General features: G+C 70.4%; 19 protein-coding genes, 1 tRNA gene and 1 other RNA gene. 10 read left to right on the top strand and 11 right to left on the bottom strand.

Annotated features, from left to right (window positions below):
* Window positions 1-59 precede the first annotated feature (59 nt).
* The 4 genes from ACH3VR_RS06115 to aceE form a co-directional block, all read right to left on the bottom strand.
* Window positions 60-1,061, bottom strand: a complete 1,002-nt coding sequence (locus ACH3VR_RS06115) for a beta-ketoacyl-ACP synthase III (protein ID WP_396639876.1) — start codon at window positions 1,059-1,061, stop codon at window positions 60-62.
* Window positions 1,058-1,972, bottom strand: coding sequence for an ACP S-malonyltransferase (locus ACH3VR_RS06110; protein WP_396639875.1), 915 nt, complete (start codon window positions 1,970-1,972; stop codon window positions 1,058-1,060). The genes ACH3VR_RS06115 and ACH3VR_RS06110 overlap by 4 nt, the downstream gene beginning before the upstream one ends.
* An 85-nt stretch (window positions 1,973-2,057) precedes the next feature.
* On the bottom strand, window positions 2,058-3,257 hold the full coding sequence (locus ACH3VR_RS06105; RefSeq protein WP_396639874.1) for a PucR family transcriptional regulator: 1,200 nt from the start codon (window positions 3,255-3,257) through the stop codon (window positions 2,058-2,060).
* 29 nt (window positions 3,258-3,286) lie between these two features.
* On the bottom strand, window positions 3,287-6,016 hold the full coding sequence (gene aceE / locus ACH3VR_RS06100; RefSeq protein ID WP_396640447.1) for a pyruvate dehydrogenase (acetyl-transferring), homodimeric type: 2,730 nt from the start codon (window positions 6,014-6,016) through the stop codon (window positions 3,287-3,289).
* 208 nt (window positions 6,017-6,224) lie between these two features.
* On the opposite strand from aceE, the gene ACH3VR_RS06095 reads away from it, so the two are divergent.
* A tRNA-Val gene (locus ACH3VR_RS06095) sits at window positions 6,225-6,300 on the top strand.
* Between the two features lie 13 nt (window positions 6,301-6,313).
* Here the strand turns inward: ACH3VR_RS06095 and ACH3VR_RS06090 are convergent.
* Window positions 6,314-7,837 (bottom strand): amino acid permease, encoded by a 1,524-nt coding sequence (locus tag ACH3VR_RS06090; protein ID WP_396639873.1) that lies wholly within the window; start codon window positions 7,835-7,837, stop codon window positions 6,314-6,316.
* A gap of 85 nt (window positions 7,838-7,922) precedes the next feature.
* On the opposite strand from ACH3VR_RS06090, the gene ACH3VR_RS06085 reads away from it, so the two are divergent.
* Together ACH3VR_RS06085 and ACH3VR_RS06080 are read left to right on the top strand one after the other, a co-directional pair.
* Window positions 7,923-8,654, top strand: coding sequence for a zinc ribbon domain-containing protein (locus tag ACH3VR_RS06085; protein ID WP_396639872.1), 732 nt, complete (start codon window positions 7,923-7,925; stop codon window positions 8,652-8,654).
* A gap of 33 nt (window positions 8,655-8,687) precedes the next feature.
* A complete protein-coding gene (locus ACH3VR_RS06080) occupies window positions 8,688-10,421 on the top strand; it encodes a bifunctional 3'-5' exonuclease/DNA polymerase (RefSeq protein ID WP_396639871.1) in 1,734 nt (577 codons plus the stop codon).
* Here the strand turns inward: ACH3VR_RS06080 and ACH3VR_RS06075 are convergent, their stop codons facing one another.
* Together ACH3VR_RS06075 and ACH3VR_RS06070 are read right to left on the bottom strand one after the other, a co-directional pair.
* Window positions 10,422-12,203 carry a DUF4012 domain-containing protein gene (locus tag ACH3VR_RS06075; protein WP_396639870.1) on the bottom strand — a complete coding sequence of 594 codons (1,782 nt, stop codon included), beginning with the start codon at window positions 12,201-12,203 and terminating at the stop codon, window positions 10,422-10,424.
* 3 nt (window positions 12,204-12,206) lie between these two features.
* Window positions 12,207-12,878 carry an LPXTG cell wall anchor domain-containing protein gene (locus tag ACH3VR_RS06070; protein ID WP_396639869.1) on the bottom strand — a complete coding sequence of 224 codons (672 nt, stop codon included), beginning with the start codon at window positions 12,876-12,878 and terminating at the stop codon, window positions 12,207-12,209.
* A gap of 164 nt (window positions 12,879-13,042) precedes the next feature.
* On the opposite strand from ACH3VR_RS06070, the gene rnpB reads away from it, so the two are divergent.
* Window positions 13,043-13,409, top strand: an RNA gene (gene rnpB, locus ACH3VR_RS06065) — RNase P RNA component class A.
* 3 nt (window positions 13,410-13,412) lie between these two features.
* Here the strand turns inward: rnpB and ppgK are convergent.
* Window positions 13,413-14,177: a polyphosphate--glucose phosphotransferase gene (gene ppgK, locus ACH3VR_RS06060; protein ID WP_396639868.1), complete on the bottom strand. Its 765-nt coding sequence runs from the start codon at window positions 14,175-14,177 to the stop codon at window positions 13,413-13,415.
* A gap of 67 nt (window positions 14,178-14,244) precedes the next feature.
* On the opposite strand from ppgK, the gene ACH3VR_RS06055 reads away from it, so the two are divergent.
* The 4 genes from ACH3VR_RS06055 (at window position 14,245) to ACH3VR_RS06040 (ending at window position 19,797) form a co-directional block, all read left to right on the top strand.
* On the top strand, window positions 14,245-14,466 hold the full coding sequence (locus ACH3VR_RS06055; protein ID WP_396639867.1) for an SPOR domain-containing protein: 222 nt from the start codon (window positions 14,245-14,247) through the stop codon (window positions 14,464-14,466).
* Window positions 14,467-14,496: 30 nt separating this feature from the next.
* Complete coding sequence (gene glnA, locus ACH3VR_RS06050) at window positions 14,497-15,834, top strand: type I glutamate--ammonia ligase (protein ID WP_396639866.1); 1,338 nt, start codon at window positions 14,497-14,499, stop codon at window positions 15,832-15,834.
* A gap of 15 nt (window positions 15,835-15,849) precedes the next feature.
* Window positions 15,850-18,849: a bifunctional [glutamine synthetase] adenylyltransferase/[glutamine synthetase]-adenylyl-L-tyrosine phosphorylase gene (locus ACH3VR_RS06045; RefSeq protein ID WP_396639865.1), complete on the top strand. Its 3,000-nt coding sequence runs from the start codon at window positions 15,850-15,852 to the stop codon at window positions 18,847-18,849.
* Window positions 18,850-18,963: 114 nt separating this feature from the next.
* Window positions 18,964-19,797: a hypothetical protein gene (locus ACH3VR_RS06040; RefSeq protein ID WP_396639864.1), complete on the top strand. Its 834-nt coding sequence runs from the start codon at window positions 18,964-18,966 to the stop codon at window positions 19,795-19,797.
* A gap of 74 nt (window positions 19,798-19,871) precedes the next feature.
* Here ACH3VR_RS06040 and glnA (ACH3VR_RS06035) read toward each other — a convergent pair whose 3' ends face one another.
* A complete protein-coding gene (glnA, locus tag ACH3VR_RS06035) occupies window positions 19,872-21,296 on the bottom strand; it encodes a type I glutamate--ammonia ligase (protein ID WP_396639863.1) in 1,425 nt (474 codons plus the stop codon).
* A 103-nt stretch (window positions 21,297-21,399) separates the two neighbouring features.
* On the opposite strand from glnA (ACH3VR_RS06035), the gene ACH3VR_RS06030 reads away from it, so the two are divergent.
* Entirely contained in the window at window positions 21,400-21,822 is a 423-nt protein-coding gene (locus tag ACH3VR_RS06030) for an RDD family protein (protein WP_396639862.1), read from the top strand.
* 36 nt (window positions 21,823-21,858) lie between these two features.
* On the opposite strand, the gene ACH3VR_RS06025 is transcribed toward ACH3VR_RS06030, so the two are convergent.
* Entirely contained in the window at window positions 21,859-22,569 is a 711-nt protein-coding gene (locus ACH3VR_RS06025) for a DUF4191 family protein (RefSeq protein WP_396639861.1), read from the bottom strand.
* 122 nt (window positions 22,570-22,691) lie between these two features.
* Between ACH3VR_RS06025 and ACH3VR_RS06020 the strand changes: the two genes are divergently transcribed.
* Window positions 22,692-23,981: a hypothetical protein gene (locus tag ACH3VR_RS06020; RefSeq protein ID WP_396639860.1), complete on the top strand. Its 1,290-nt coding sequence runs from the start codon at window positions 22,692-22,694 to the stop codon at window positions 23,979-23,981.
* Between the two features lie 5 nt (window positions 23,982-23,986).
* Here ACH3VR_RS06020 and sucB read toward each other — a convergent pair whose 3' ends face one another.
* Window positions 23,987-25,768: a 2-oxoglutarate dehydrogenase, E2 component, dihydrolipoamide succinyltransferase gene (gene sucB, locus ACH3VR_RS06015; protein ID WP_396639859.1), complete on the bottom strand. Its 1,782-nt coding sequence runs from the start codon at window positions 25,766-25,768 to the stop codon at window positions 23,987-23,989.
* Window positions 25,769-25,808: the final 40 nt, after the last annotated feature.

Below are 25,808 nucleotides of genomic sequence, written 5' to 3'. Positions count from 1 at the left end.
TTGGGGGTTCGCGGGCCCGGGCCGGGCCGTTGTTCAGTTTAGGGTCGGGGGATCGGGCCTCAGGGGAGCACGACGACCTGCGCGCCGAACACGAGTCCGGCGCCGAACCCGATCTGCAGAGCGAGCCCGCCGCTCAGCTCGGGGTGCTCCTCGAGCAGGCGGTGCGTCGCGAGCGGGATCGAGGCCGCCGAGGTGTTCCCCGTGGTCTCGATGTCGCGGCCTACGATGACGGTGTCGGGGAGCTTCAGCTGCTTGGCGAACTCGTCGATGATGCGCATGTTCGCCTGGTGGGGCACGAAGGCGGCGAGATCGGATGCCTCGACCCCCGCGGCCTCGAGGGCCTGGCGGGCGACCTTGACCATCTCCCACACCGCCCAGCGGAACACCGTGGGGCCCTCCTGGCGGAGAGTGGGCCACGGCGCGACGCCGTCGCGGAAGTCGGTGAGGGTGTAGTCCATGCCGACGGCGTCGGCCTTCGAACCGTCGGAGCCCCACACGGTCGGGCCGATGCCCGGCGTGTCGCTGGGACCGACGACGACGGCGCCCGCACCGTCGCCCAGGAGGAACGAGATGCTGCGGTCGGCGGGGTCGACGATGTCGCTGAGCTTCTCCGCGCCGATGACGACGACGTGCTTGGCGATGCCGGCGCGGATGAGGGCGTCGGCCTGCGCCACGCCGTAGGCGAAGCCGGCGCAGGCGGCGTTCACGTCGTACGCCGCGGCGGGGTTGGCCCCGACGCGGTCGGCGACGATCGCCGAGACGGACGGCGACTGCTTGGGGTTGCTGATCGTCGCGACGATGACGGCGTCGATGTCGGCCGGCGCGACGCCGGAGCGCTCGATGGCCTCGCGCGCGGCATCCGTGGCGAGATCGATCGCGTCGGTCTCCTTCACGGCGCGAGCGCGGGTCACGATGCCCGTGCGCTGCCTGATCCACTCGTCGCTCGAGTTGATCGGCCCGATGAGGTCTTCGTTGGGCACGGCGACCTCGCCGCGGGCGGCTCCGAAGGAGTAGATGCGCGTGTGCGCGGCGCCGGTCGGCTGGATGAGCGAGCGGGTCATGCGGGTGCTCCCGTCAGAAGGGCGTCTGCGGAGGCGAGGTCGTCGGGGGTCTTGACGGCGACGCCCGGGACGCCGCGCAGCGCCCGCTTCGCGAGGCCGACGAGAGTGCCGGCGGGGCTCAGCTCGATGATGCCGGCGACACCGGACTCCGCGAACGAGGCCATGCACAGGTCCCAGCGCACAGGCGAGGCGACCTGGTCGACGAGCAGGTCGCGGAAGGCCGCACCCGAGGTCACCTCGGAACCGTCCCGGTTGGTCCAGACGCGAAGCTCCGGATCGTTCGTCACGACGTCGGCGGCGGCGGCGCGCAGCGCCTCGACGGCGGGGGCCATGTAGCGCGTGTGGAAGGCGCCGGCGACCTGGAGGGCGATGACGCGCGTGCCGGCGGGCGGCTCCGCCGCGAGGCGCTGGAGTGCGTCGAGGGCGCCCGCGGCCACGAGCTGCCCGCCGCCGTTGTAGTTCGCCGGGGTGAGGTCGAGCTCTTCGAGCCGGGCCACGACGGCGTCCTGATCTCCGCCGAGGACGGCGCTCATGCCGGTCTCTGCGGCAGCCGCGGCATCCGCCATGGCACGGCCGCGGAGTCCGACGAGGCGGAGCGCGTCCTCTTCGGAGAGGATGCCGGCGGCGGCCGCCGCGGCGAACTCGCCCACCGAGTGGCCGGCGACGCCCGCCACCTGCGCACGGTCGCCGAGGGCGTTCCACGACAGGAGGCTCGCCGCGACGATGAGCGGCTGCGCCACCTTCGTGTCGCGGATCTGATCGGCGTCCCACTCGGTGCCGGCCGCGACGAGATCGACGTCTGCCCACTCGGAGTACTCGGCAAGCCGCTCTCGAGCGCCGTCGCGCTCGAGCCAGGGTGCGAGGAACCCGGGGGACTGAGAGCCCTGCCCGGGGAAGACCGCGATGATCACCTAACCATCCTCCCAAGGATCGATTGTGGCTTTCTGGCGACGAAGTCACAGAAAAGCCGAGAAGCTTTGTTCGTGGCGTACAGAATCATGCGTGTCCGCGCCGTGGCGTCGTCGTCCGCCGACGGGTTCCGTCGGTCGCGATCGAGCCCAGGATGAGCGCGGTCTGGAGGATGAGCGCCTCGCGCGGGCCCGTGGCATCCCATCCGATGACCTCGGAGACGCGCTTGAGCCGGTAGCGCACCGTGTTCGGGTGCACGAACAGCTCGCGCGCGGTCGCCTCGAGCGACCGGCCGTTGTCGAGGTAGCTCCACAGCGTCGTCACGAGGTCGGCGCTGTGCTGCTGAAGCGGACGGAAGATCCGGTCGACGAGGGTCTGCTTGGCCAGCGGATCGCCCGCGAGAGCGCGTTCGGGCAGCAGGTCGTCGGCCTCGACGGGCCTGGGGGCATGCCGCCACGCTCGGGCGACGGCGAAACCGGCGAGGGAGGCCCGCGCGCTCTGGCTCGCGTCCACGAGGGCGGGAACGGCGGGTCCGAGGACGAGATGGCCCGTGCCGAAGCCGGGCTCCAGCCGGCGCGCGATCTCGGGGAATGGAAGCTCGGTCTGCACCTCGTCGGCGCGTGCGGGCAGTTCGGCGCGCCCGAGGACGAGCACGAGGCGCGTGCCCTGCACCCCGATGAGCACGTCGACCCCGAGCTTGCGCGCGGTGCGCCGCAGGTGGTCGACGTCCAGCAGCGGCGGCGTCGTGCCGACCAGCACCGCGACCTCTCCGTGCCCGTGCCAGCCGAGGGCCGCGATGCGGCTCGGGAGCTCTTCGTCGGCCTCGCCCGTCAGGATCGAGTCGACCACGAGCGCCTCGAGCCGGGCATCCCAGAGGCCCCGGGTCTCGGCCGCGCGCGCATAGACGTCGGCGGCGGCGAAGGCGACTTCGCGCGAGTAGAGCAGCATCGCCTCGCGCAGCGGCTCGCTCTTGCTCGCGACGCGCTCCTCGGTGACCTCGACGGTCACGCGGATGAGCTGCAGCGTCTGCTGCAGGCTCACGCTGCGCAGCAGCTCGCGCGGGGCCGCGGCGAAGATGTCCGCCGCGATCCACGGCGTCGACTTGGGGTCGTCGAACCACTGGATGAACGACGAGATGCCCGCCTGCGCCACGAGCCCGACGGCCGACCGTCGCGCCGGCGGCATGTCGGCGTACCACGGGAGGGTGTCCTCGAGGCGCTTGATCGTCGCCGTCGCGAGGTCTCCCGAGATGCGCCGCAGCCATGCGAGCGTCTCGGTCTTGTCCATCGGAGTGGAACTGGCGGGCATCCGCTCGGTCAGCTCTCGCCGCCCGCGTTGCCGCTCGTGCCGGCGGTCACGTCGTGCAGGCGGTACTTCTCGATCGCCTGCGCCGAGAGGCTGCGGTCGACGACGCCCTCCTCGGCCAGCGCCTGAAGCGTCCGGACGACGACCGACGGCCCGTCGATCTTGAAGAAGCGGCGTGCGGCGGCGCGGGTGTCGGAGAAGCCGAAGCCGTCGGCGCCGAGCGTCGCGAAGCGGTGCTGCACCCACGGACGGATCTGGTCCTGGACGGCGTGCATCCAGTCGCTCACCGCGATGACAGGGCCGGGGGTGTCGCGGAGCTTCTCGGTGATGTACGCGGTGCGGGGTTCCTCCGTGGGGTGGAGGAAGTTGTGCTCGTCGGCGGCGAGGCCGTCGCGGCGGAGCTCCGACCACGACGTGACCGACCAGACGTCGGCCTGCACGCCCCAGTCGTCGCGGAGCAGTTGCTGCGCCTCGAGCGCCCACGGCACGCCGACGCCCGACGCGAGGATCTGGGCGCGCGGCCCTTCGCCTTCGGGGCTGGAGATGCGGTGGATGCCGCGCACGATGCCCTCGACGTCGACGCCCTCGGGCTCCGCCGGCTGAACGAGCGGCTCGTTGTAGACCGTCATGTAGTACATGACATTGGGGTCGGGGTGGTTGCCGCCGTACATGCGCTCGAGACCCGACCGCACGATGTGCGCGATCTCGTAGCCGTACGCGGGGTCGTAGGACACCGTGGCAGGGTTCGTCGACGCGAGCAGCTGAGAGTGGCCGTCGGCGTGCTGCAGGCCCTCGCCCGTCAGCGTCGTGCGCCCCGCGGTCGCGCCGATGATGAACCCGCGCGCCATCTGGTCGCCCGCCGCCCACTGCGCGTCGCCCGTGCGCTGGAAGCCGAACATCGAGTAGAAGACGTAGACCGGGATGAGCGGCTCGCCGTGCGTGGCGTAGGACGTGCCGGTCCCCGTGAACGCGGCGACCGCGCCCGCCTCGTTGATGCCGACGTGGATGATCTGACCCTGCGGGCTCTCCTTGTAGGCGAGGAGGAGCTGGCGGTCGACGGACGTGTAGTTCTGACCGTTCGGGTTGTAGATCTTCGCCGTCGGGAAGTAGGCGTCGATGCCGAACGTGCGCGCCTCGTCGGGGATGATCGGCACGATGCGGTTGCCGAAGTCCTTCGCCCGCAGAAGGTCCTTGAGCAGGCGGACGAACGCCATCGTCGTGGCGATCTCCTGCGTGCCGGAGCCCTTCTTGGGCAGGGCGTAGGTCTCGTCGCCGGGGAGCGTGATCGGCACGTGGTGCGAGCGGCGCTCCGGGAGGAACCCGCCGAGGGCGCGGCGGCGCTCGACCATGTACTGGATCGTCTCGTCCTCGCCACCGGGGTGGAAGTACGGCGGGAGGTACGGGTTCTCCTCGAGCTGCGCGTCGGAGACCGGGATGCGCATCGAGTCGCGGAAGTGCTTGAGGTCTTCCAGCGTCATCTTCTTCATCTGGTGGGTCGCGTTGCGGCCCTCGAAGTGGTGACCGAGACCGTAGCCCTTGATGGTCTTCGCGAGGATGACGGTCGGCTGACCCTTGTGCTCGGTCGCCGCCTTGTAGGCCGCGTAGACCTTTCGGTAGTCGAGACCGCCGCGGCGCAGGTCGCCCCAGATCTCGTCGTCCGACCAGTCCTTCACAAGGGCGGCCGTGCGCTCGTCCCGTCCGAAGAAGTGGTCGCGGATGAACTTGCCGTCCTCGGCGCGGTACGTCTGGAAGTCGCCGTCGGGCGTCGTGTTCATGAGGTGCACGAGCGCGCCGTCGGTGTCCTTCGCGAGCAGGCGGTCCCAGCCGCTGCCCCACACGACCTTGATGACGTTCCAGCCCGCGCCGCGGAAGAAGCTCTCGAGCTCCTGGATGATCTTGCCGTTGCCGCGGACCGGGCCGTCGAGACGCTGCAGGTTGCAGTTGACGACGAACGTGAGGTTGTCCAGCCCCTCGTTGGCGGCCACCTGGAGCTGGCCGCGGCTCTCGACCTCGTCCATCTCGCCGTCGCCGAGGAACGCCCACACGCGCGAGTTCGACAGATCCTTGATCCCGCGGTTGGTGAGGTACTTGTTCGTCATCGCCTGGTAGATGGCGTTGATGGGGCCGAGGCCCATCGAGACGGTGGGGAACTGCCAGTAGTCCGGCATGAGACGCGGGTGCGGATACGAGGGGATGCCCTCGGGCGCCTTCGACTTCTCCTGACGGAAGCCGTCGAGCTGGTCGGCGCTGAGCCGGCCCTCGAGGAACGAGCGGGCGTAGATGCCGGGGGAGGCGTGGCCCTGGATGAAGATCTGGTCGCCGCCCGACGGGTCGTCCAGGCCGCGGAAGAAGTGGTTGAAGCCGACCTCGTACAGCGAGGCCGACGACGCGTAGGTCGAGATGTGACCGCCGACGCCGATGCCGGGACGCTGTGCGCGGTGCACCGTGATGGCGGCGTTCCAGCGGATCCAGCGGCGGTAGCGGCGCTCGAGCTCTTCGTCGCCGGGGAACTCCGGCTCGTTCTCGGGCGCGATCGTGTTGATGTAGTCCGTCGTCGGGACCTGCGGAACGTTGAGCTGCAGCTCGTGCGACTTCTGCAGCAGGCTCAGCATGATCTCGCGGCCACGGCCGGATCCCTTGGCCTGCACGAGCTGATGCAGGGATTCCTGCCACTCGGAGGTCTCTTCCGGATCGCTGTCGAGCGGTCCCTGGGAGTACGGATCCTGATCGTTGACAGTCACAAGAGACCTTTCGTCGTCTGGCAGGTCGTGCCAGGGAATCGGCTTCGGGATGCCGCCGGCATTGTTCGCCACAGACAACGCATCCTGCATCAGCCTAGCGAGTCAGGGGATGCCAGGATTGCCGTATGGCATTCCTGCCCGTGACCGGGCGCCGCGACGCCATCCGGGCACCTGGGCAGTCACAGGCCTGCCCATAGACTGGTCGGACGGGCCTTTAGCTCAGCTGGTAGAGCGCCACGTTTACACCGTGGATGTCGTCGGTTCGATCCCGGCAGGGCCCACCATCCCCACCTCGCCTCACTTCCGCGGGTCGCCGTCGCTGTCGTCGCGCTCGTGCGAGACGACGTGGGGGAGCGCGAAGTCCTGGTAGCCCGGCTTGCCGAGCCGCGAGTGCCGCCGCGAGTAGGCGAAGTAGATGATGAACCCGATGACGAGCCAGATGACGAACCGCAGCCACGTCTCCACCGTGAGGTTCAGCATCAGGTAGACGCAGATGAGCGCCGACAGTCCCGGCAGCCAGGGGTTCAGCGGCACGCGGAAGCTGCGCTTGAGGTCGGGGCGCTTGCGACGCAGCACGATGACGCCGACCGAGACGAGCACGAACGCCGAGAGCGTGCCGATGTTGACCATCTCCTCGAGGAGCCCGATCGGCGTGAATCCGGCGACGACCGCGACGATCCCCGTGACGACGATGGAGATGACCCAGGGGGTGCGGAGCTTCGGGTGCACCTTGGCGAGCCCCGCCGGCAGCAGCGCGTCGCGCGACATCGCGAAGATGATGCGGGTCGCGCCGATCAGCAGCGTCAGCACGACCGTCGTGAGCCCGGCGACCGCCCCGGCGGAGATGAGTGTCGCCATCCAGTCGGCGCCGTGGTACACGAAGGCGTTGGCGAGGGCGGCGGCCGGGTCGAGCTCCTGGTACGGGACCATGCCTGTGACGACGAGCGACACGGCGCAGTAGAGCAGCGTGCAGATCAGCAGCGACGCGATGATGCCGATCGGCATGTCGCGCTGCGGATTCTTCGTCTCCTCGGCCGTCGTGGCGACGACATCGAATCCGATGTAGGCGAAGAAGACGAGCGCGGCGCCCGCGAAGATGCCGCCGACGCCGAACGCGGTGGGCTCGATGCCGGAGAGGAACTGGAGGAGAGGCTGGGTCAGACCCGATGCGGCTTCGGTCGGCTGGGCCGGCGGCACGAAGGGCGACCAGTTCGCCGGGTTGACGAACAGCAGGCCCGCGACGATGACGAACAGGACGATGAAGATCTTGACCGCGACGAGAACGAGGTTGACGCGCAGCGACTCCTTGATGCCGAAGGTCATGAGTCCGCCGAGCACGACCACGAGCAGGATCGCCATGACGTCGACCGTGCCGCCGTACCCGATCGCTTCGGGGATCGGCAGGCCGAGCTGAGACATGAGCGTCCCGAAGTACGCGCTCCATCCCTGCGCGACGACGCTCGCGCCGAGGAACATCTCGAGGATCAGGTCCCACCCGATGATCCACGCGAACAGCTCGCCCAGCGAGGCATACGAGAACGTGTACGCGGAGCCCGCGACCGGCACCGTCGAGGCGAACTCGGCGTAGCAGAGCGCCGCCAGAGTGCAAGCGATCGCCGCCACGACGAAGCTGATCACGATGGCGGGTCCCGCGACGTCGTGCGCAGCGCGACCCGTGAGCGTGAAGATGCCCGCACCGATCACGACCCCCACGCCGAAGACGGTGAGGTCGAGCGCGCTGAGCGACTTCTTGAGGCGGAACTCCGGTTCGTCGGTGTCTGCGATCGCCTGCTCGACCGACTTCGTGCGCAGCATGCTCATGACGCGTTCCTCTCCGTTGCGGACCGGTCGTTGCATGCTAGTCCGCGCTCATCGCCGCGTCGACGCCCCACGGTAGGTTGGGAGGGTGAATGCCAGCCCTGCAGACCAGCGTCGTCTCCTCGAGGTGGCAGACCTCGACGCCCGCATCGACCGGGCCGATACGGCCCGCAAGAACCCCGCCCAGGCGGCGCGTGTCAACGAGCTCCTCGCCAAGCGGCAGGAGCTCAGCCAGGAGCTTGCGACGCGCCTCGGCGCCCGCGACGACCTGAGAGCCGAACTGGCGCGCATCGAGTCCGATGTCGCGGTCGTCGACGCGCGGCGCACACGCGATTCGGAGCGTCTCGCGACGTCGACGAACTCGAAAGAGGCTCAGGGCCTCGAGAGCGAGCTCGCCTCGCTCGCGCGCCGCAAGAGCGACCTTGAGGATGCAGAGCTCGACATCATGGACCGGCTCGAGCAGGCCGACGTCGCCGTCGGCGAGCAGGAGGCCGTGATCGCCGAGACCAACGCCGAGGGATCGCGGCTCAGCGCCGAGGGCAAGCAGGCTGTCGCCGACGCGACGGCCGCCTTCGAGCAGGCGACGCGCGACCGCGCCGCCGTCGCGGGAGCCGTGCCCGCCGATCTCCTGGCCCAGTACGAGCGGATCGCGAAGCGCACGACCGGCGCCGCGCTGCTGCGCGCCCGCACGTGCGAGGCATGCCGCATGGTGCTCGCGGGCACCGACCTGCAGACGCTGCGCCAGGCCCCCGACGACCTCGTCGTGATGTGCCCGGAGTGCGGTGCGATCCTCGTGCGCACGGAGGAATCCGGCCTGTGAGCCGTCGCACCGGCGAGCGTCCGGTCGATCGACGTGTCGAGCTCCGCCGGCGCTGAGCCGCCGAGCTGGATCGCGCTCGGGCTCGTCGCGGGCGAGCCGGTCGCGGCCCTCCTCGACGCCGCCGGCGCGGAGCTCGAGCGCACCTCGCCGGGCCCCGCAGACCTCGCCCGATGGGTGGCCGAGGTCGAGGCATCCCGGACCGTCCGCTGGGTGTGGAGCGACGCGCCCGCGTGGTACCCCGACCTTGTCGCGGCGGGCGTGCGCCTCGCGCGCTGCCACGACCTGCGACTGTGCCATGCGATCCTGCGCGATTCGGCGCTCGTCGAGCACGCCGACGAGCTCCGCGCGGCGGCCGCATGGGATGCGGGCCCGTCCGGCGTGGCCGTCGACGCCGCGCCTGCGCTCTTCGACCTCGACGATGCCGCGGCCTCGTCGGGACCCCCGACGGCGCTCGACGACGTGCTCGCCGAGTTCGCGCGTCAGCAGGCCGCCGTCGCCCGGTCGCCGGATGCGCGGCGTCTGCGACTGCTCCTGGCCGCGGAGTCGGCCGGCGCGCTCATCGCGGTCGAGCTGCGCGCCGCCGGCCTCCCGTGGGACCCCGCTGTGCACGACCGCATCCTCGCCGAGATCCTCGGGGAGCGGCCGGCGGGAGGCGGACTTCCGGTGCGGATGCAGGATGCCGCCGATCGCGTCCGCCGCGAGCTCGGCGATCCGGCCGCGAGCCTGGACTCCCAGCCCAAGCTCCTGCGGTCGCTCCACCGGGTCGGACTGCTCGTCGAGTCGACGAGCCGCTGGGAGCTCGCGGAGCACACGCACCCCGTCGTGGCCCCGCTCATCGAGTACAAAAGGATGGCGCGGCTGCTGAGCGCCAACGGCTGGACGTGGCTCGAGGAATGGGTGCGCGACGGGCGCTTCCGGCCCGTGTATGTGCCCGGCGGCGTCGTGACGGGGCGGTGGGCGGCCGCCGGCGGCGGCGCGCTCCAGGTGCCGCGCCAGCTGCGCGCGGCCGTGCGCGCCGATCCAGGATGGACTCTCGTCGTCGCCGATGTCGCGCAGCTCGAACCGAGGGTGCTGGCCGCCATGTCACGCGACGAGCAGCTGGCCGCCGCGGCGCGCGGGCGTGACCTCTACACGGGGATCGTCGACAGCGGCGCCGTCGCGACGCGGAGCGAGGCGAAGATCGCGCTCCTCGGGGCGATGTACGGCGCCACCACCGGCGAGAGCGGCCGGCTCGTCCCGCGCCTGCGGCGCATCTACCCGCGTGCGATGGCGCTCGTCGACGACGCCGCGCGGATCGGCGAGCAGGGCGGTGTCGTCACGACGTGGCTCGGCCGGTCGTCACCCTCGCCGTCGTCCGGATGGCGGGCGACGCAGCTGCAGGCGAGCCAGGTAGAGGCATCCGGAGCCGACGAGACCCGCGCCCGTCGCTGGGCGCGCGACCGCGGCCGGTTCACGCGCAACTTCGTCGTGCAGGGCACAGCGGCCGAGTGGGCGCTCGCGTGGCTGGCCGATCTGCGCGGACGGCTCGCCGTGCTCCCCGGCGCCGGAGTGTCCGCACCCCGCTCGGGGCCCGTCTTCGAGGGGATGCCGCACCTCGCGTTCTTCCTGCACGACGAGATCATCGTCCACACGCCCGCCGAGCTCGCCGACGAGGTGGCCGACGCGGTGCGCGGGGCCGCGGCATCCGCCGGTCGCGTGCTGTTCGGGGACTTCCCGATCGACTTCCCGCTCGACCTGAAGATCGCGCAGTCGGCCGAGAAGGGCTGATCAGCCGCGACAGGTCGCGTCGTCCGCGGAGATCGCGACGTCGTCAACCAGGGGGGTGTGCACGATCGTCGGCGCGACAGCGCCGGGCTCTGCCGAGACGAAGCGGTACTCCATCGTGTTCGTCTCGCCGGGGGAGAGGTTCACGCGCGCGCCGGTCGACGGATGCCCGTTGTCGACGACGTTCGTCGACACCTCCGGCTCGCCGTTCTTCCACACCCCGCCGTAGAACCAGCCCGGCGGCGCGGCGACCGTCACGATCGTGCCGATGTCGCCGTTGCCCGTGCCCAGCAGCCCGCCGCCAGTCACACTGAACGGGAGGCTTGCGGCCGCATCCGCCGGGGCGCGGCTGCCCATCGTCACCACGATCGACACGTCTCGGCGACCGTCCGAACGGCAGTCCGCCGTGCCGACGGTCATGCTGACGTCGAGGAAGACATCCATCTTCCCGCCGGTGACGTCGTTGAAGTAGACGGCGAAGGCATCGTCGCCCGCGTCGGCGTGACGAGCGAGGGGGCCCGCGATCGCCGTCCCGTCGATGAGAGCCTGCTCGGCGGGGTGCGCGCTCCATACCGAGACACGACCCTGCTCGACGGGCGCGGCGAGGGCCTCGGCCCAGTTGAGGACGTCGGGCGACGCGAGGAGCTGTGAGAAGACGGCGCCGGTGACAGCCTGCAGGAACGCCGTCTGCTGCACCGGGTCGAGCGTCAGGTAGGGGTCGATGAGAAGGCGCTGAACGAGGTTGTCAGAGCTCAGCTGAGACCCGTCGGGAAGTGTCACGGGACCGGTGACCGCCAGGAGCGACTTGAGCACGAGCGGGTCGATCGAAAGGACGGCGTCGGGCGTCACGCCGAACTTCTCCTGCCACCAGGTGCTCGCCAGGCCGGCCGAGAGCGCGAAGTCCGACGTTGCGGTCGCGTTCTGCACGAATCGTCCGATGACGTCGCCGTACAGCTGGGTCGTCGACTCCGGGATGGGCACGATGTCGGTGCCGCTCGGCGCGAACTGGCCCGAGTCGGCCTGCTGCACCATGGAGATCCGGCCGCCCTCTGCCCGAAGGAGCACGTAGGCGCCGGTGATGCCGCCGCCCGTGCGCAGTTCGGCGTTGTTCTGCAGCATGACGAGGATCGTCCGCGGCCCGTCCGCACCGAGGAGGGGCGGCAGCACGCTCGCCGCGCGGGCGAGGCCGCCGACGATGGGCGCCGAGGCCGTCGTGCTCTCGTCGAGCTTGTCGACGGCATCCCGCACCTGCCGGATGAGGCTCGCGCGGGGGAGCGCGCCGAAGGTGTCCGCGGCGTGATGCAGCGCGTTCGCGGCCTTGGCGAGCGGGGCCTGGGCGTCGGCCGCGAGTGCGAGATCGAAGCCGCCTGCGGCCTGCTCCGGGCCGGATCCGAGGGAGCCCATGAGGTCGACGAGCGGATGCACCGCGGAGCGGTCGAGGATCACGAGCTGGTCCGCCACGACGCGGACCGCCGTGAGGTTGGGCCCGATGGCGGGCAGCGCCTCCGCGAGGCGCCACACCGGATCGGACGTCAGCGACGCGGCGCGCTCGCTGTGCTCGCCGACGGTCGCGGAGATGTCCTCGAGCCGAGACACGTCGCGGCTCGAGGCGGCTTCCTGCAGCTCGCCGACGACCGGGACGAGGGCCTCGAGCTCGTTCTTGACCAGCACGGCGCGCACCACGACCCACGCCGATGCGGCGAGGAGCACAGCGAGGACGACGGCGCTCACGACGAGGACCGGCCGGAACCGCCTGCCGCGTCGCCGGGCGGTATCGCCCGACATGTCTCAGCTGTGGGTTCGGCGCCTGCGGCGAAGCAGCAGGAGCACGATGCCCGCGACCGCGAGCAGGGCGCCCGCGATCGAGATCGGAAGGACGGCCACACCGAGACCCGTCACCGGCAGAACCGTGGACGACGTCGTGGAGCCGACCGGCGTCACAGGCGGATTGGTCGCGCAGTTCGGCGTCGACGGCGGGTACGACAGCGGCACCACCAGCGACGGGTTCACCTCGAGCGTCGCGGTGATGGCGCCGCGCGTCCAGCGGAAGTTGCCGTCGGTCTCGACCCACTTCCCATTCTCGAACGCCCAGCCCGGCCAGCCGGTCGGGTTGCCGGCGGCGTCGACGGACGCACCCGGCCACAGCACGCGGCCGCTGAGGTGGTTGTCGACGAGCTCGCCGAGCGGGATGTCGGCCGTCTCGGTCCCGTTCGTCAGCACGAGGTGCGCGGTGTGGCTCGTCGACTGGTTGTCGGGATCCACCAGCGTCACCGTGAAGCTGATCCAGGGAACGTCCCCGTTGCACTCGCCGACGGCTGTCGATCCGGCGAGCGTCGGATTGCTCAGCTGAGTGGGGGTGTAACCCGTCGGCGACGGCGACGGCGAGGGATCGGATCCCTCGGTCGCGTACCCGGCTGTCGGAACCCCCAGAACGAGCGTGGTGGCAATGGCTGCAGACAACACCAATGCACGCATGGCAAGCCTCCCCAAAAGGCTGATGCCCGACTTTCCCCAAGTCGAAGTCGGTTGCACTGCACAATCTACTCCTGAACCGCCCCGCGCGCCGATCACGATCGCGCGTCGGCGTCGCCTCTCAGGGCGGATCGATATGATCGCGGGGCGAATGGGTCGGCCGGACGGTCGCGTCGCGGGGCTTCGGCCGCCGCGCCGAGGAACGTCCGGGCTCCACAGGGCAGGGCGGTGGGTAACACCCACCCGGAGCGATCCGCGAGACAGTGCCACAGAGAGCAGACCGCCTCGGCCTCGGCCGGGGTAAGGGTGAAAGGGCGGTGTAAGAGACCACCGGGGTCGCGGTGACGCGACCCGCAAGGTAAACCTCGCCCGGAGCAAGGCCAGACAGGGGATGATGACGCGGCCCGCCGAGTCCCCGGGTAGGCCGCTGGAGCGGCACGGCAACGTGTCGCCGAGAGAGATGACCGTCGAAGGGGCTTCGCCCCGGAACAGAACCCGGCGTACAGGCCGGCCCATTCGCCCCTATCCCAGTGCCAGCGCGGCAGCCCCGATGATCCCGGCGTTGTTGCGGTGGACGGCCGGCACGATCGGCGTCTTCAGGTCGAGCAGGTGCAGGAACTTGTCCGCGTGCTTGGACACCCCGCCGCCCACCACGAGGAGATCGGGGCTGAACAGGAACTCGATGTAGCTGTAGTACCACTGCAGGCGCTGCGCCCACTCCTCCCACGACAGCTCCTCGCGCTCCATCGCCGAGTACGCGGCGAAGCTCTCGGCGTCGCCCTTGTGCTTCGCGCGCTGCACGTGTCCGAGCTCGCTGTTCGGCACGAGCACGCCGTTGTAGATGAGTGCAGACCCGATGCCCGTGCCGAGCGTCGTCAGCAGCACGAGCCCCTCGCGGCCCTTCGCCGCGCCGAAGCGCACTTCCGCGATGCCTGCGACATCGGCATCGTTGGCGAAGTGGATGTCGCGGCCGAGGCCGTCCTCGAAGAACTTCTCGGCCTCGAAGCCGATCCATTTGTCGGAGACGTTGGCCGCCGAGAGCGTGCGGCCGCCCTTGACGATCGCCGGGAACGCCACGCCGAGGTGCACGTCGGGATCGTCGGCCACCTCGAGCGTGTCGAGCACCTTCTTCACGGCCTCGAGCACGTCGGCCGGCTCCGCCCCCTTCGGGGTGGGCACCTTGATGCGGTCGCTCTGCAGGGCGCCTGCCTCGAGATCGACGATGGCCCCTTTGATGCCCGTCCCACCGATGTCGACGCCCACCGCACGATTCGTCTTCGATGCCATGGGCTCAGCCTATCCAGCGTCGCGCGGCCGATCAGTAGGATCGAGGCAGGATCGAAGGGGAGGCGCCATGACGGACGGCAACGAGAAGTATTGGTACAACCTCAAGACCGGCGAGGTCGAGAAGGGCTTCGTATCTCCGTCGATCGATCGTGCGGGTCCCTTCGACACTCCCGAAGAGGCGGCGAACGCGCCCGAGGTCATCCGCGAGCGTTCTCGCGCGTGGGCCGAGGACGATGCGCGCAACGACGACTGGGGCTCGTCCGGCGGCACCGGCGAGGACGCCGAATAGTCTGGCCGGCGGCGGCCAGGAGAGGATCAGATGGACAAGCAGCGTGACTTCGTTCTGCGTACGATCGAGGAGCGGGGAGTCAAGTTCGTCCGACTCTGGTTCACCGACGTCATCGGAACGCTGAAGTCGGTGGCGATCGCGCCGGCCGAGGTCGAGGGGGCCTTCACCGAGGGGCTCGGCTTCGACGGCTCGGCCATCGAGGGCCTCACGCGGTCGTACGAATCCGATCTGCTCGCGCATCCCGATCCGACGACCTTCCAGATCCTGCCGTGGCGCGGCGAGATCGACCCGACGGCGCGCATGTTCTGCGACATCACGACGCCCGACGGACAGCCCGCCGTCGCCGATCCGCGACACGTGCTCAAGCGCGCGCTCGCGAAGGCCGCCGATGCGGGCTTCACGTTCTACACGCATCCCGAGATCGAGTTCTACCTGCTCAAGTCGTCGTCGTTCGGCGCCGACGGCCCCGAGCCGGTCGACTCGGCAGGCTACTTCGACAACGTCCCGGGCGGCACGGCGCACGACTTCCGCCGCCGGTCGGTGCGGATGCTGGAAGACCTCGGCATCTCGGTCGAGTTCAGCCACCACGAGGGCGGCCCCGGCCAGAACGAGATCGACCTGCGCTACGCCGACGCCCTCGCGACGGCGGACAACATCATGACGTTCCGCACCGTCATCAAGGAGGTGGCCATCGAGCAGGGCGTCTACGCGACGTTCATGCCGAAGCCGCTGAGCGGCCAGCCCGGCAGCGGCATGCACACCCACATGTCTCTGTTCGAAGGCGACGTCAACGCCTTCTACGAAGAGGGTGCGCAGTATCAGCTGTCGAAGGTCGGCCGTCAGTTCATCGCCGGGCTGCTGCGCCATGCGAACGAGATCTCCGCCGTCACCAACCAGTTCGTCAACTCGTACAAGCGCCTGTGGGGCGGCGACGAGGCTCCGAGCTTCATCTGCTGGGGCCACAACAACCGCTCGGCACTCGTGCGCGTGCCGCTCTACAAGCCGAGCAAGGGGCAGTCGTCGCGCGTCGAGTACCGCGCACTCGACTCGGCATCCAACCCCTATCTCGCGTACGCACTCATGCTCGCCGCGGGTCTGAAGGGCATCGAGGAGGAGTACGAGCTTCCTCCCGAGGCCGAGGACAACGTGTGGTCGCTCTCCGACGCGGAGCGCCGCGCGCTCGGATACGCGCCGCTGCCCGCGAGCCTCGACCACGCCTTGGAGTACATGGAGGAGTCCGAGCTCGTCGCAGAGACGCTCGGCGAGCAGGTCTTCAACTACGTGCTCCTCAACAAGCGCACCGAGTGGCAGAACTACCGCACGCAGGTCACGCCGTTCGAGTTGAAGAGCAACCTCGAGATGCTCTGAGCTCGCTGTCAGGCGATGTCGACGCGCGATCGGTCCTCAACACTCACCGAGCTCGCTCGGCTCGGCTTCAGCGAGCTCGGCGCGGCCGAGTCGCTGCTGGCCGAGCTCGAGCAGGAGCTCGGCCTCGACCGTGAGACGCTCACGGGCCAGGTCGCCGATGCGGCCGATCCGGATGCCGCGCTCGGCGCGCTCGCTCGGGTCGTGCGCCGCGACCCGGAGCCCGTCAAGGCGATCCAGCGCGATCCGCGGGGCTGGCGCGCGTTGTGGGCGCTGCTGGGCGCATCGACCGGCTTCGGCGAGTTCTACCTGAGGCGTCCCGAGGAGCTCGCCCACCTCGCGGGAGCGGGGGAGTATCTGCCGTCGGCGGAGGAGCTGCGCACGGCCCTCCTCGAATCCGTCGGCGCCCGCGACGGCTTCGCCGCGGAGGGCGGCGAGAGCGCGTGGATCGCGCTGCGGGTGCGATACCGGGCGATGCTCGCGCGCATCGCCGCCTACGACCTGCTCAGCGCGCACCCGGTCGACGAGATCGCAGCGGTCGCCGCGATCCTCGCGGATGCCGCGGGGGCGGCCCTCGAGGCATCTCTCTGCGTCGCCCGCACGCGCATCTCGGGAGGATCCGGAGCCGCGCTCTTCCCCCGCGAGCAGGTCGCCGGCACCGAGCTCGCCATCATCGGCATGGGCAAGACAGGAGCGCGCGAGCTCAACTACGTGAGCGACGTCGATGTCATCTTCGTCACGGGCGCCGATGACGGCGTGATCGAGCAGGTGGGGGAGAGCCGGGTCGTCGACATCGCGACGCGGCTCGCCGTGCAGACGATGCGCGGCGTCTCCGGAGCCGAGATCGAGCCCGCATTGTGGGAGGTCGACGCCAATCTCCGCCCCGAGGGCAAGCAGGGCGCCCTCGTGCGCACGCTCGACTCGCACCTGTCCTACTACGACCGCTGGGCCAAGAGCTGGGAGTTCCAGGCGCTCCTGAAGGCACGACCCATCGCGGGCGATGCGGCGCTCGGCGAGGCGTACGTGCGCGCGGTCCAGCCGAAGATCTGGACGAGCGCCGCCCGCGAGAACTTCGTCGACAGCGTGCAGCGCATGCGCGAGCGCGTCACGGAGCACATCCCCGCCGACGAGCTCGCGCACCAGATCAAGCTCGGGCCCGGCGGCATCCGCGACATCGAGTTCACGGTGCAGCTGCTGCAGCTGGTCCACGGCCTGAGCGACGACCGCATCCGTCAGCGCGGCACGCTCGAGGCCCTAGAGGCCCTTGTCGCCGAGGGCTACATCGGCCGTCCGGAGGCGGCGACCTTCGCCCGCGATTACGGGATCCTGCGCGTGCTCGAGCACCGCATGCAGCTGCGGAACCTGCGCCGCACGCACCTCATGCCGTCGAAGCCGGATGAGCTGCGCGTGCTCGCCCGCGCATCGCGTCTCGCCGACAGCGGGCCGGCCGTGTGGCAGGTGTGGGAGTCCGTCAAGCGCGAAGTGCGCGACATCCACGTCCGGCTGTTCTATCGGCCGCTCCTCTCTGCCGTCGCCGCGCTCCCGGCGGAGGAGCGGACGCTGTCGACCGAGCAGGCACACGACCGGCTCGCCGCGATCGGCTTCGCCGATCCCGCGGGCGCCCTGCGCCACATCGCCGCCCTCACGAGCGGACTGAGCCGCAAGGCGACGATCCAGCGGCATCTCATGCCCGTCATGATCCGCTGGTTCGCCGACGGCGCCGACCCCGACTACGGCCTCCTGGCCTTCCGCCGCATCAGCGAGCGGCTCGGCGACAGCCCGTGGTTCCTCCGAATGCTGCGCGACTCGTCCGCCGCCGCCGAGAGCCTCACGCGCGTGCTGTCCGGCTCGCGATACGTCGGCGAGCTCATGGAGTGGATCCCCGAGTCGGCCGCCTGGCTGGACGACGACGAGCTGCTCATCCCTCGCACGGGTCACGCGCTCCAGCAGGAGGCGCGGGCGATCCAGACGAGGCACACGACCACAGACGACGCGATGCGCTCGGTGCGGGCGCTGCGGCGGCGCGAGCTGCTGCGCGTCGCGATGGCCGCGATCCTCGGCGTCATCACCGTCGAGCAGCTCGCGGAGGGCCTCACGACGATCACCGAGGTGACGATCCAGGCGACGCTGCGCGCCGTCCGACGCGAGATCGTGCCCCCGGAGGACGCCGGCCTCGACTTCTCGGTCATCGCGATGGGGCGCTTCGGCGGACGCGAGCTGGGCTTCGGATCGGACGCCGACGTCATGTACGTCTACCGCCCGAACAACGTCGACCCGCAGCGGGCGCACGAGCTCGCGCTGCAGCTCGTCGCGGCGCTGCGCCGCCATTCCGAGGACCACCGCGTGCCGCTCGACCTCGACGCCGACCTGCGCCCCGAGGGGCGCAACGGCCCGCTGGCTCGGTCGCTCGACGCCTACGTCGAGTATTACCGTCGCTGGTCGCTGTCGTGGGAGGCTCAGGCCCTGCTGCGGGCGCGCGGCATCGCGGGAAGCGTCAAGCTCATCGCGGAGTTCATGAAGCTCGCCGACCAGGTGAGGTACCCGGCATCCGTCGATCTGCAGGCCGTCCGCGAGATCAAGCGCATCAAGGCCCGGGTCGAGAACGAGCGCCTCCCGCAGGGCGCCGATCCCGCCCGCCACCTCAAGCTCGGACCGGGCTCGCTCAGCGACGTCGAGTGGCTCGTGCAGCTGCTCCAGCTGCAGCACGCCCACGACGTGCCGGCGCTGCGCACGACCTCGACGATCGCGGCGCTGCGGGCCGCCGTCGAGGCCGGATTGGTTCCGGATGCCTCCGCCGACCGCCTCGCCGCGGCCTGGCGCCTGGCCAGCCGGCTCCGCTCGGCGAACACCCTGCTGTCGGGACAGACGAGCGACGTGCTGCCGGTCGACCGCAAGCGGCTCGACGGCATCGGACGCCTCCTCGAGTACCCGCCCCGGTCGGCGACGCAGGTCGAGGAGGACTACCTCGGCACGACCCGTCGCGCCCGCCGCGTGTTCGAGAAGCTCTTCTACGGGTGACTCCCGTGGCGCATCGCGCCCCGAAGGTATAGCGTGCGTCGCGGGACGTGAGGCGGCGCGCGTCTTGGGGCTGTGGGCATCGCGCCGTCAGAGCGAGCGGGACGGCGGGCGACGATGCTGTACTCGAACGGAAGAGTGCCGGACTCCGTCGTCTCGGTCGTCGTCGCCAACGGCGGATCCGGCGCCAAAGCCTGGGAGCATCGCCTCACGCCCGGCACGGCGGCGAGGTGGAAGGCCGCGCAGGAGTACGCCTTCGCGCACTTCGGCCGCCGGATATACATCACGTGGGGCGGATGGAACGCGTACCGCCCGTTCGACGTACAGAAGAGGTACCGCGACGAGGCATGCGCCAATGGCAACTGCAATCAGGCGTCCGTGGCGGGCTCCTCGTCGCACGGGGGAAACTGGCGGGGGAGCGACTGTCTCGCGATCGACGTCGATCGGAACGGGCTCGAGTGGTGGCAGGTGTGGGAGTCGTGCAGCTCGGCCGGTTTCGAGTGCAACCGGATCACTGAGAGGCGTTCCGGGATCGACGGCGGCGAGCCCTGGCACATCATCGATTTCAACGCATTCAGACCGCTTCAGGAGGATGACATGTTCACAGACGACGATCGCCGGGCGCTGCAGGAAGTGCGCGTGGCGCTGGGGGCGGGCGGCGCGACGACGGCGATCGCCGACAGCGACACCGTGCTCGGCGTCGTGCGCTCCCTCCGGGCGAACGGAGCTCTCTCCGCGGACCAGGACAACGCGCTCATCTCCATCTGGAAGGCCATCTTCTTCGGCGGCGGCAATGCCGGGCCCACGTCGATCCTCGAGACGCTCGCAACCCTCGTGGCGAGCTCGTCGGCCGACATGGCTTCGCTCGCCGACGAGCTGACGAACCAGCTCGGGACCGAGCGTGCGACCGAGCTCGCGCACGAGCTCAACCGGCGCGTCGTCACCGACTGACACACGCAGAGGCCCCTCGAGTACGCGACTCGAGGGGCTCTGCGTGAGACGTCGCTCAGACGTCGGCGATGTGCTCAGACGCCGTAGTACAGCTCGTACTCGAACGGGTGCGGACGCTGCGCGAGCGGCTTGATCTCGTTCTCGACCTTGTAGTCGATCCAGGTCTCGATGAGCTCGGGCGTGAAGACGCCGCCCTCGAGGAGGAACGCGTGGTCGGCCGCGAGGGCGTCGAGCGAGTCCTGCAGCGAGTTCGGCACCTGCGGGATGCCCTTGGCCTCCTCGGGGGGAAGCTCGTAGAGGTCCTTGTCGACCGGCTCGTGGGGCTCGATGCGGTTCTTGATGCCGTCCAGGCCCGCCATGAGCTGCGCCGCGAAGGCGAGGTACGGGTTGCCCGAGGCGTCCGGCGCGCGGAACTCGATGCGCTTAGCCTTGGGGTTGGTGCCCGTGATCGGGATGCGGATCGCCGCCGAGCGGTTGCCCGCCGAGTAGACGAGGTTGACGGGAGCCTCGAAGCCCTTCACCAGACGGTGGTAGCTGTTGAGCGTCGGGTTCGTGAAGGCGAGCACGGCGGGGGCGTGGGCGAGGATGCCGCCGATGTACCAGCGCGCGATGTCGGACAGGCCGCCGTAGCCCTTCTCGTCGTAGAAGAGGGGCTGGCCGCCGCTCCACAGCGACTGGTGGGTGTGCATGCCCGAGCCGTTGTCGCCGAAGAGGGGCTTCGGCATGAACGTGGCGGTCTTGCCCCACTGCTCGGCCGTGTTCTTGACGATGTACTTGAACTTCAGGATGTCGTCGGCCGCGTGCACCATCGTGTCGAAGCGGTAGTTGATCTCGGCCTGGCCGCCCGTGCCCACCTCGTGGTGCGCGCGCTCCAGGATCAGGCCGGCCTCGATGAGCTTGAGGCTGATGTCGTCGCGCAGGTCGGCCTGCTTGTCGACGGGGCTCACGGGGAAGTAGCCGCCCTTGTAGGGGGTCTTGTTGGCGAGGTTGCCGCCCTCTTCGATGCGGCCCGTGTTCCACGCGCCCTCTTCGGAGTCGACCGAGTAGAAGCTCGAGTTCTGCTTCACCTCGTAGCGGACGTCGTCGAAGATGTAGAACTCGGCCTCGGGGGCGAAGAACGCGGTGTCGGCGATGCCCGTCGACGCGAGGTACTTCTCGGCCTTCTTGGCGACCTGGCGGGGGTCCTTCGAGTAGATCTCACCGTTGCGCGGGTTGTAGATGTCGAAGACCATGATGAGCGTCTTCGCCTCGCGGAACGGGTCGAGGTATCCCGTCGACACATCCGGGATCAGCTGCATGTCCGACTCGTGGATGTTGGCGAAGCCGCGGATCGAGGAGCCGTCGAACAGCTGGCCGACGGTGAAGAACTCCTCGTCGACCGTCGAGGCCGGAATGTTGAAGTGCTGCTGCACACCAGGGAGGTCCGTGAAACGGATGTCGAGGAACTTGACGTCCTCGTCCTTGATGAACTTCAGCACCTCGGATGAATCATTGAACATTGAGGCTCCAGAAATAGCGCATCGGGAAGTGCCGCCCGCCCGGGCGGGCTTCCAGAACCGTATCGACAGGGGATTGCCCGCCAGTAACCCCTTTGTTTCCGGCATGTTACACGAGGCTGTATACGCTGGAAGGGTGACCCAGACAGGCGAGACGTACCCCGGCGAGCGGCTCGGATTCCCGCGCGAGGGAAGCGGCTCGATCGCCCGGCTGGGCCGACGCGTCGGCGCGATCTTCGTCGACTACGGCGCCGCCTATCTCATCTCGGGGTTCTGGGGATGGGACGCGATGTCGATCCTCGTGATCTTCGCGATCATCCAGCTCGTCTTCCTGCCGACCCTCCAGGGGAGCCCCGGGCATCGCCTCTTCGGGCTCCGCCTCGTGCGGCTCGACGGCGCCTGGGTGGGGCTTTGGCGGCCCATCGTGCGCACGCTGCTGCTGGTCATCGTGATCCCCGCCGTCATCTGGGATGCCGACCAGCGCGGCCTGCACGACAAAGCGGCCGGCACCGTCCTGCTGCGCGCGTAGACGGGCCGACCGCCGGGGGTCGTTCTCGGCGAGGTCCTAACGCGGGCGCGGCGCCCGCACCTTCGTGGGGTCGATGCCCTTCGGGATCGGCAGCGACGCGAGCGACTGCGACACCGACTCGAGGCGCTTGATGACCGCCGACTGCGTCGACTTGTCGATCTTCTTCGGCAGCCCCTTGATCGTCGAGGCGAGCTTGGCGATCGTGATCTCGTCGTCGCCGTGACCCACATACAGGACCGTCACGGGAACTCCCGAGGCGACCCGCTGCACCTTCGAGCGCTCCTCGTTCACCAGCCGCGTCAGACGTCCGCGGGCGCCTTCGCCCACGATGACGACGCCGCCGCGACCGACCACGCGGTACACGGCCTCCTGGGTCTTGGGGTTCACGCCGACCGGCATGTCCGTGGCCGACCAGTTGCGGCCGAGCGAGGTCGACAGCACGTGGCCGGCGGCTCCCGGCATCCCGTCGATCTGCTTGTACATGGCGGTCGTCGACAGTCGCGTCATGGTCATGAGCGAGATCAGGATGCCGAGCATGAGCCCGGTGACGCCCCAGAGGAGCACGCTCCACCACGCAACGGGCGGGATGAGGAAGCCGACCGCGACTCCGGCGCCGATCGAGAGCACGAAGATGCCCGCGAGGAGCCACGGAAGCCATTTGTAGGCCTTCTGGGTGAACGTGTAGAGGGTGCGCAGCTGCCGGAAGAAGCCTTGTCGCTTCTCGGGCGCAGTCGAACGGCCGGACATAGCTCCAGCCTACCTTTCGACCGCCGTCCGCTCGGCTCCTCCCCAGGCGGCCCGGACGGTGGGAACTCCCCAGATCGGGTCGCCCGCATCGCCGTCGTCGGGCTCCTCGCAAGACTCGGGGAGTGCCCTCCGCAGACCTCCTCCTCGATGCGTACCGCATCATGCGACGGCTCGACGGACCGCCGGATTCGCCGTACCCCGGCCTTCTCGCGCACTCCGCCGCGACGGGGACGTGCGTCCTCGTCGACGTCGAGATCCTGGGCGACGACTGGACCGGATGGCTCGTGCCGCACGACGGCCACATCCTCGGGCCGGCCGATCTCGTGCGACGCTCCGACGGCCACGCCGTCGCGCTGCCCGTGTGCACCGAGCGGCTCGACGACTTCCTCGGCCGCCGCCTCGATGCCCCGCTGACCGACGGCGAGCGACTGACGCTCGCGGTGAGCGTGCTCCGCGCCTGCGCCGACGCCGCAACGATCGACCAAGGCGCCGGATGCCCCGGCACCTGGTGGCTCACCGAGGGCGGGCGTCCCGTGTTCGCACCGTCGCCCGACGGCGAGCCGATCGCATCGGCGGCCGACGCCCTGCTCGACGAGCTGGCGCACGGAGCCCGCCCGGCGCTCGTCTCCGCCCTCGCCGAGGCGCGCGAGACCGCGGCCGAGCCCACCCGCCTGGGCCGAGGCCTCACACGGCTGGAGGAGCTGCTTTTCGCGACCGCCGTGCCCGAGCCGCTCGCGACGACCGTGTTCGCGCCGCGGCGCGTCCGCTCGGAGCCGACCATTCCGCAGTCGGCGCGGGCGCCCGACGACGCGCCCCGCGAGCGATCGCTCGTCGCGCGGCTGGCCGGCAACGTCGACGCCGACCTGGCCGATGCCTTCTCCCAGGCATCGACGGCCGTGTGGCGCCGCTTCCGGCGAGCCGACCGCGAGCCGGCGACGAGCCGCCGGCGTCCGCTGCTCGTCGCGGCCGCCGTCGCCGCGGTCGTCCTGGCGGGCGGACTCCTGTGGCCCACGGGAGGCGCGGGCCCCGCGACGGCTCAGCCCGATGCGACCGCGGCCGCGCCGACGGGGGCTCCGTCGGCGGAGGCGACCGCGACGCCATCCGACGTGTCAGGCCAGGAGTCGCTGGAGGCGGTGCTCGACGCGCTGCTCACGGCACGCTCGGCGTGCGGAGCCGATTCGGGATGCCTCGCCCCTCTCCAGGACGACGCGTCGGCCGTGTTCCCGCCGGGCGCGATCGACGAGCCTGCGACCGAGCGCACCATCACCCTTCTCGACGAGTTCGGGGGAGCCGCCGTCCTCCGGGTCGAGTCGTCGACGGGCGGGATCGCGGCGCAGCTCGTCGTGATCTTCCGCAGAGACGAGAAATGGGTGCTCCGCGACGTTCACGACGTCGCGGAGCACCCAGGATGACGATGTCAGATGCCGAGCTGGCCCCCGAAGTCGGCCGCCTCCAGGCGCGCCTTGACCGCGCCGAGGAAGCGGGCGGCGTCGGCGCCGTCGATGATGCGGTGGTCGTACGAGAGCGCGAGATACACGTACGAGCGCACCGAGATCGCGTCCTTGCCGTCGACCGTCACGACGCCGGGCTTCTTGACGACCGCACCGAGGCCGAGGATCGCCGACTGCGGCAGGAACACGATCGGGGTGTCGAAGAGCGCCCCGCGCGAGCCCGTGTTGGTCAGCGTGAAGGTGCCGCCGGCGAGCTCGTCGGGCTTCAGCTTGTTGTCGCGCGTACGCGCGGCGAGGTCGGCGATCTCGCGGGCGAACTGCGCGAGGCTCTTGCCGCCCGCGTCCTTGACGACGGGGGTGAGCAGGCCGCGCTCGGTGTCGACGGCGATGGAGATGTTCTCGGTGCCGGGGTAGACGATGTCGCTGCCGTCCACCGTCGCGTTGACGATCGGGTACGCCTGCAGCGCCTCGACCGCCGCGACCGCGAAGAACGGCAGGAACGAGAGCTTGTCGCCCGTCTTCGCCTGGAAGTCGGCCTTCACGGCGTCGCGATAGGCGGCGAGCCTCGTGACGTCGACCTCGACCACCGTCGTGAGCTGCGCGGTCGCCTGCATCGACGCGACGGCGCGCTCGGCGATCACCTTGCGCAGGCGCGACATCGGCTGGGTGGTGCCGCGCAGCGGCGAGACCTCGAGCTGAGGCGCGGCGGGCGCCGCGGCCGGTGCGGCTGCGGGAGCGGGGGCCGCGGCCGCCTCGGCGGCCTTCAGCACGTCTTCCTTGCGGATGCGACCGCCGACGCCGGTGCCCGTGACGGTGGCCAGGTCGACGCCCTGCTGCTGAGCGAGGCGGCGCACGAGCGGCGTCACGTAGGTCGGGGCGTCGGCGTCCTCGGCCGCGGGAGCCGCAGCGGCGGGAGCAGGTGCCGCGGGCGCCGGAGCGGCCGGGGCCGGGGGTGCGGCCGGAGCCGCGGCGGCGGGAGCAGGTGTGGCGGGCGCCGGAGCGGCCGGGGCCGGGGCCGGGGCGGCGGCGACGGGGGCGGCGGGAGCAGGAGCGGGGGCGGCCGCCTGCGGCTCGGCGGGAGCCGCGGGCTCGGCGGGGGCCGCGGCGGGTGCGCCGTCGCCGATGCGGGCGAGGGCGGAGCCGACGGCGACGGTCTCGTCCTCCTTCACCAGGATCTCCTGGAGCACGCCGCTGAACGGCGACGGGATCTCCGTGTCGACCTTGTCCGTCGAGATCTCGAGCAGCGGCTCGTCGGTCTCGACCTGGTCGCCGACCTGCTTGAGCCAGCGGGTGACAGTGCCCTCCGTGACGCTCTCGCCGAGCTCGGGAAGGACGACCTCCTTGCCGCCGCCGGTGGTGGCCGGCGCGGTCGCCTCCGCGGCGGGAGCAGGCGCTTCGGCGGGCGCCGGCTGCTCCTGCGGAGCGGCCTCGGCGGCCGGCGTCTCCGCGGCCGGGGTCTCCGCGGCCGGGGTCTCCGCGGCCGGGGCGGGGGCCTCGGCGGGAGCGGCGGAGCCGTCGCCGATCTTGGCGAGAACGGCGCCGACCTCGACCGTCTCGTCCTCCTGGACGAGGATCTCCTCGATGACGCCGCTGACAGGCGACGGGATCTCCGTGTCGACCTTGTCCGTGGAGATCTCGAGCAGGCCCTCGTCGGCCTCGATCGTGTCACCGACCTTCTTGAGCCAGCGGGTGACCGTTCCCTCGGTGACGCTCTCGCCGAGCGCGGGGAGGACCACGGATGTGCTCATAGGACTGTCTCCTTCAGAATGCCGATGTCTCGACTAGCTT

Origin of the sequence: Microbacterium alkaliflavum (assembly GCF_044325405.1) — a bacterium.
GTDB classification, from domain to species: Bacteria; Actinomycetota; Actinomycetes; order Actinomycetales; family Microbacteriaceae; genus Microbacterium; species Microbacterium alkaliflavum.
This window is presented reverse-complemented; position numbering and strand designations above follow the sequence as displayed.

Excerpts from the sequence above, each read along its gene's own strand:
- glnA (WP_396639863.1), bottom strand. The coding sequence starts at position 21,296 with ATGTTCAATGATTCATCCGAGGTGCTGAAGTTCATCAAGGACGAGGAC.
- ACH3VR_RS06040 (WP_396639864.1), top strand. The coding sequence starts at position 18,964 with ATGCTGTACTCGAACGGAAGAGTGCCGGACTCCGTCGTCTCGGTCGTC.
- ACH3VR_RS06055 (WP_396639867.1), top strand. The coding sequence starts at position 14,245 with ATGACGGACGGCAACGAGAAGTATTGGTACAACCTCAAGACCGGCGAG.
- ACH3VR_RS06105 (WP_396639874.1), bottom strand. The coding sequence starts at position 3,257 with ATGGACAAGACCGAGACGCTCGCATGGCTGCGGCGCATCTCGGGAGAC.
- sucB (WP_396639859.1), bottom strand. The coding sequence starts at position 25,768 with ATGAGCACATCCGTGGTCCTCCCCGCGCTCGGCGAGAGCGTCACCGAG.
- ppgK (WP_396639868.1), bottom strand. The coding sequence starts at position 14,177 with ATGGCATCGAAGACGAATCGTGCGGTGGGCGTCGACATCGGTGGGACG.
- ACH3VR_RS06115 (WP_396639876.1), bottom strand. The coding sequence starts at position 1,061 with ATGACCCGCTCGCTCATCCAGCCGACCGGCGCCGCGCACACGCGCATC.
- ACH3VR_RS06025 (WP_396639861.1), bottom strand. The coding sequence starts at position 22,569 with ATGTCCGGCCGTTCGACTGCGCCCGAGAAGCGACAAGGCTTCTTCCGG.
- ACH3VR_RS06045 (WP_396639865.1), top strand. The coding sequence starts at position 15,850 with ATGTCGACGCGCGATCGGTCCTCAACACTCACCGAGCTCGCTCGGCTC.
- glnA (WP_396639866.1), top strand. The coding sequence starts at position 14,497 with ATGGACAAGCAGCGTGACTTCGTTCTGCGTACGATCGAGGAGCGGGGA.
- ACH3VR_RS06030 (WP_396639862.1), top strand. The coding sequence starts at position 21,400 with ATGTTACACGAGGCTGTATACGCTGGAAGGGTGACCCAGACAGGCGAG.
- ACH3VR_RS06090 (WP_396639873.1), bottom strand. The coding sequence starts at position 7,837 with ATGAGCATGCTGCGCACGAAGTCGGTCGAGCAGGCGATCGCAGACACC.
- ACH3VR_RS06075 (WP_396639870.1), bottom strand. The coding sequence starts at position 12,203 with ATGTCGGGCGATACCGCCCGGCGACGCGGCAGGCGGTTCCGGCCGGTC.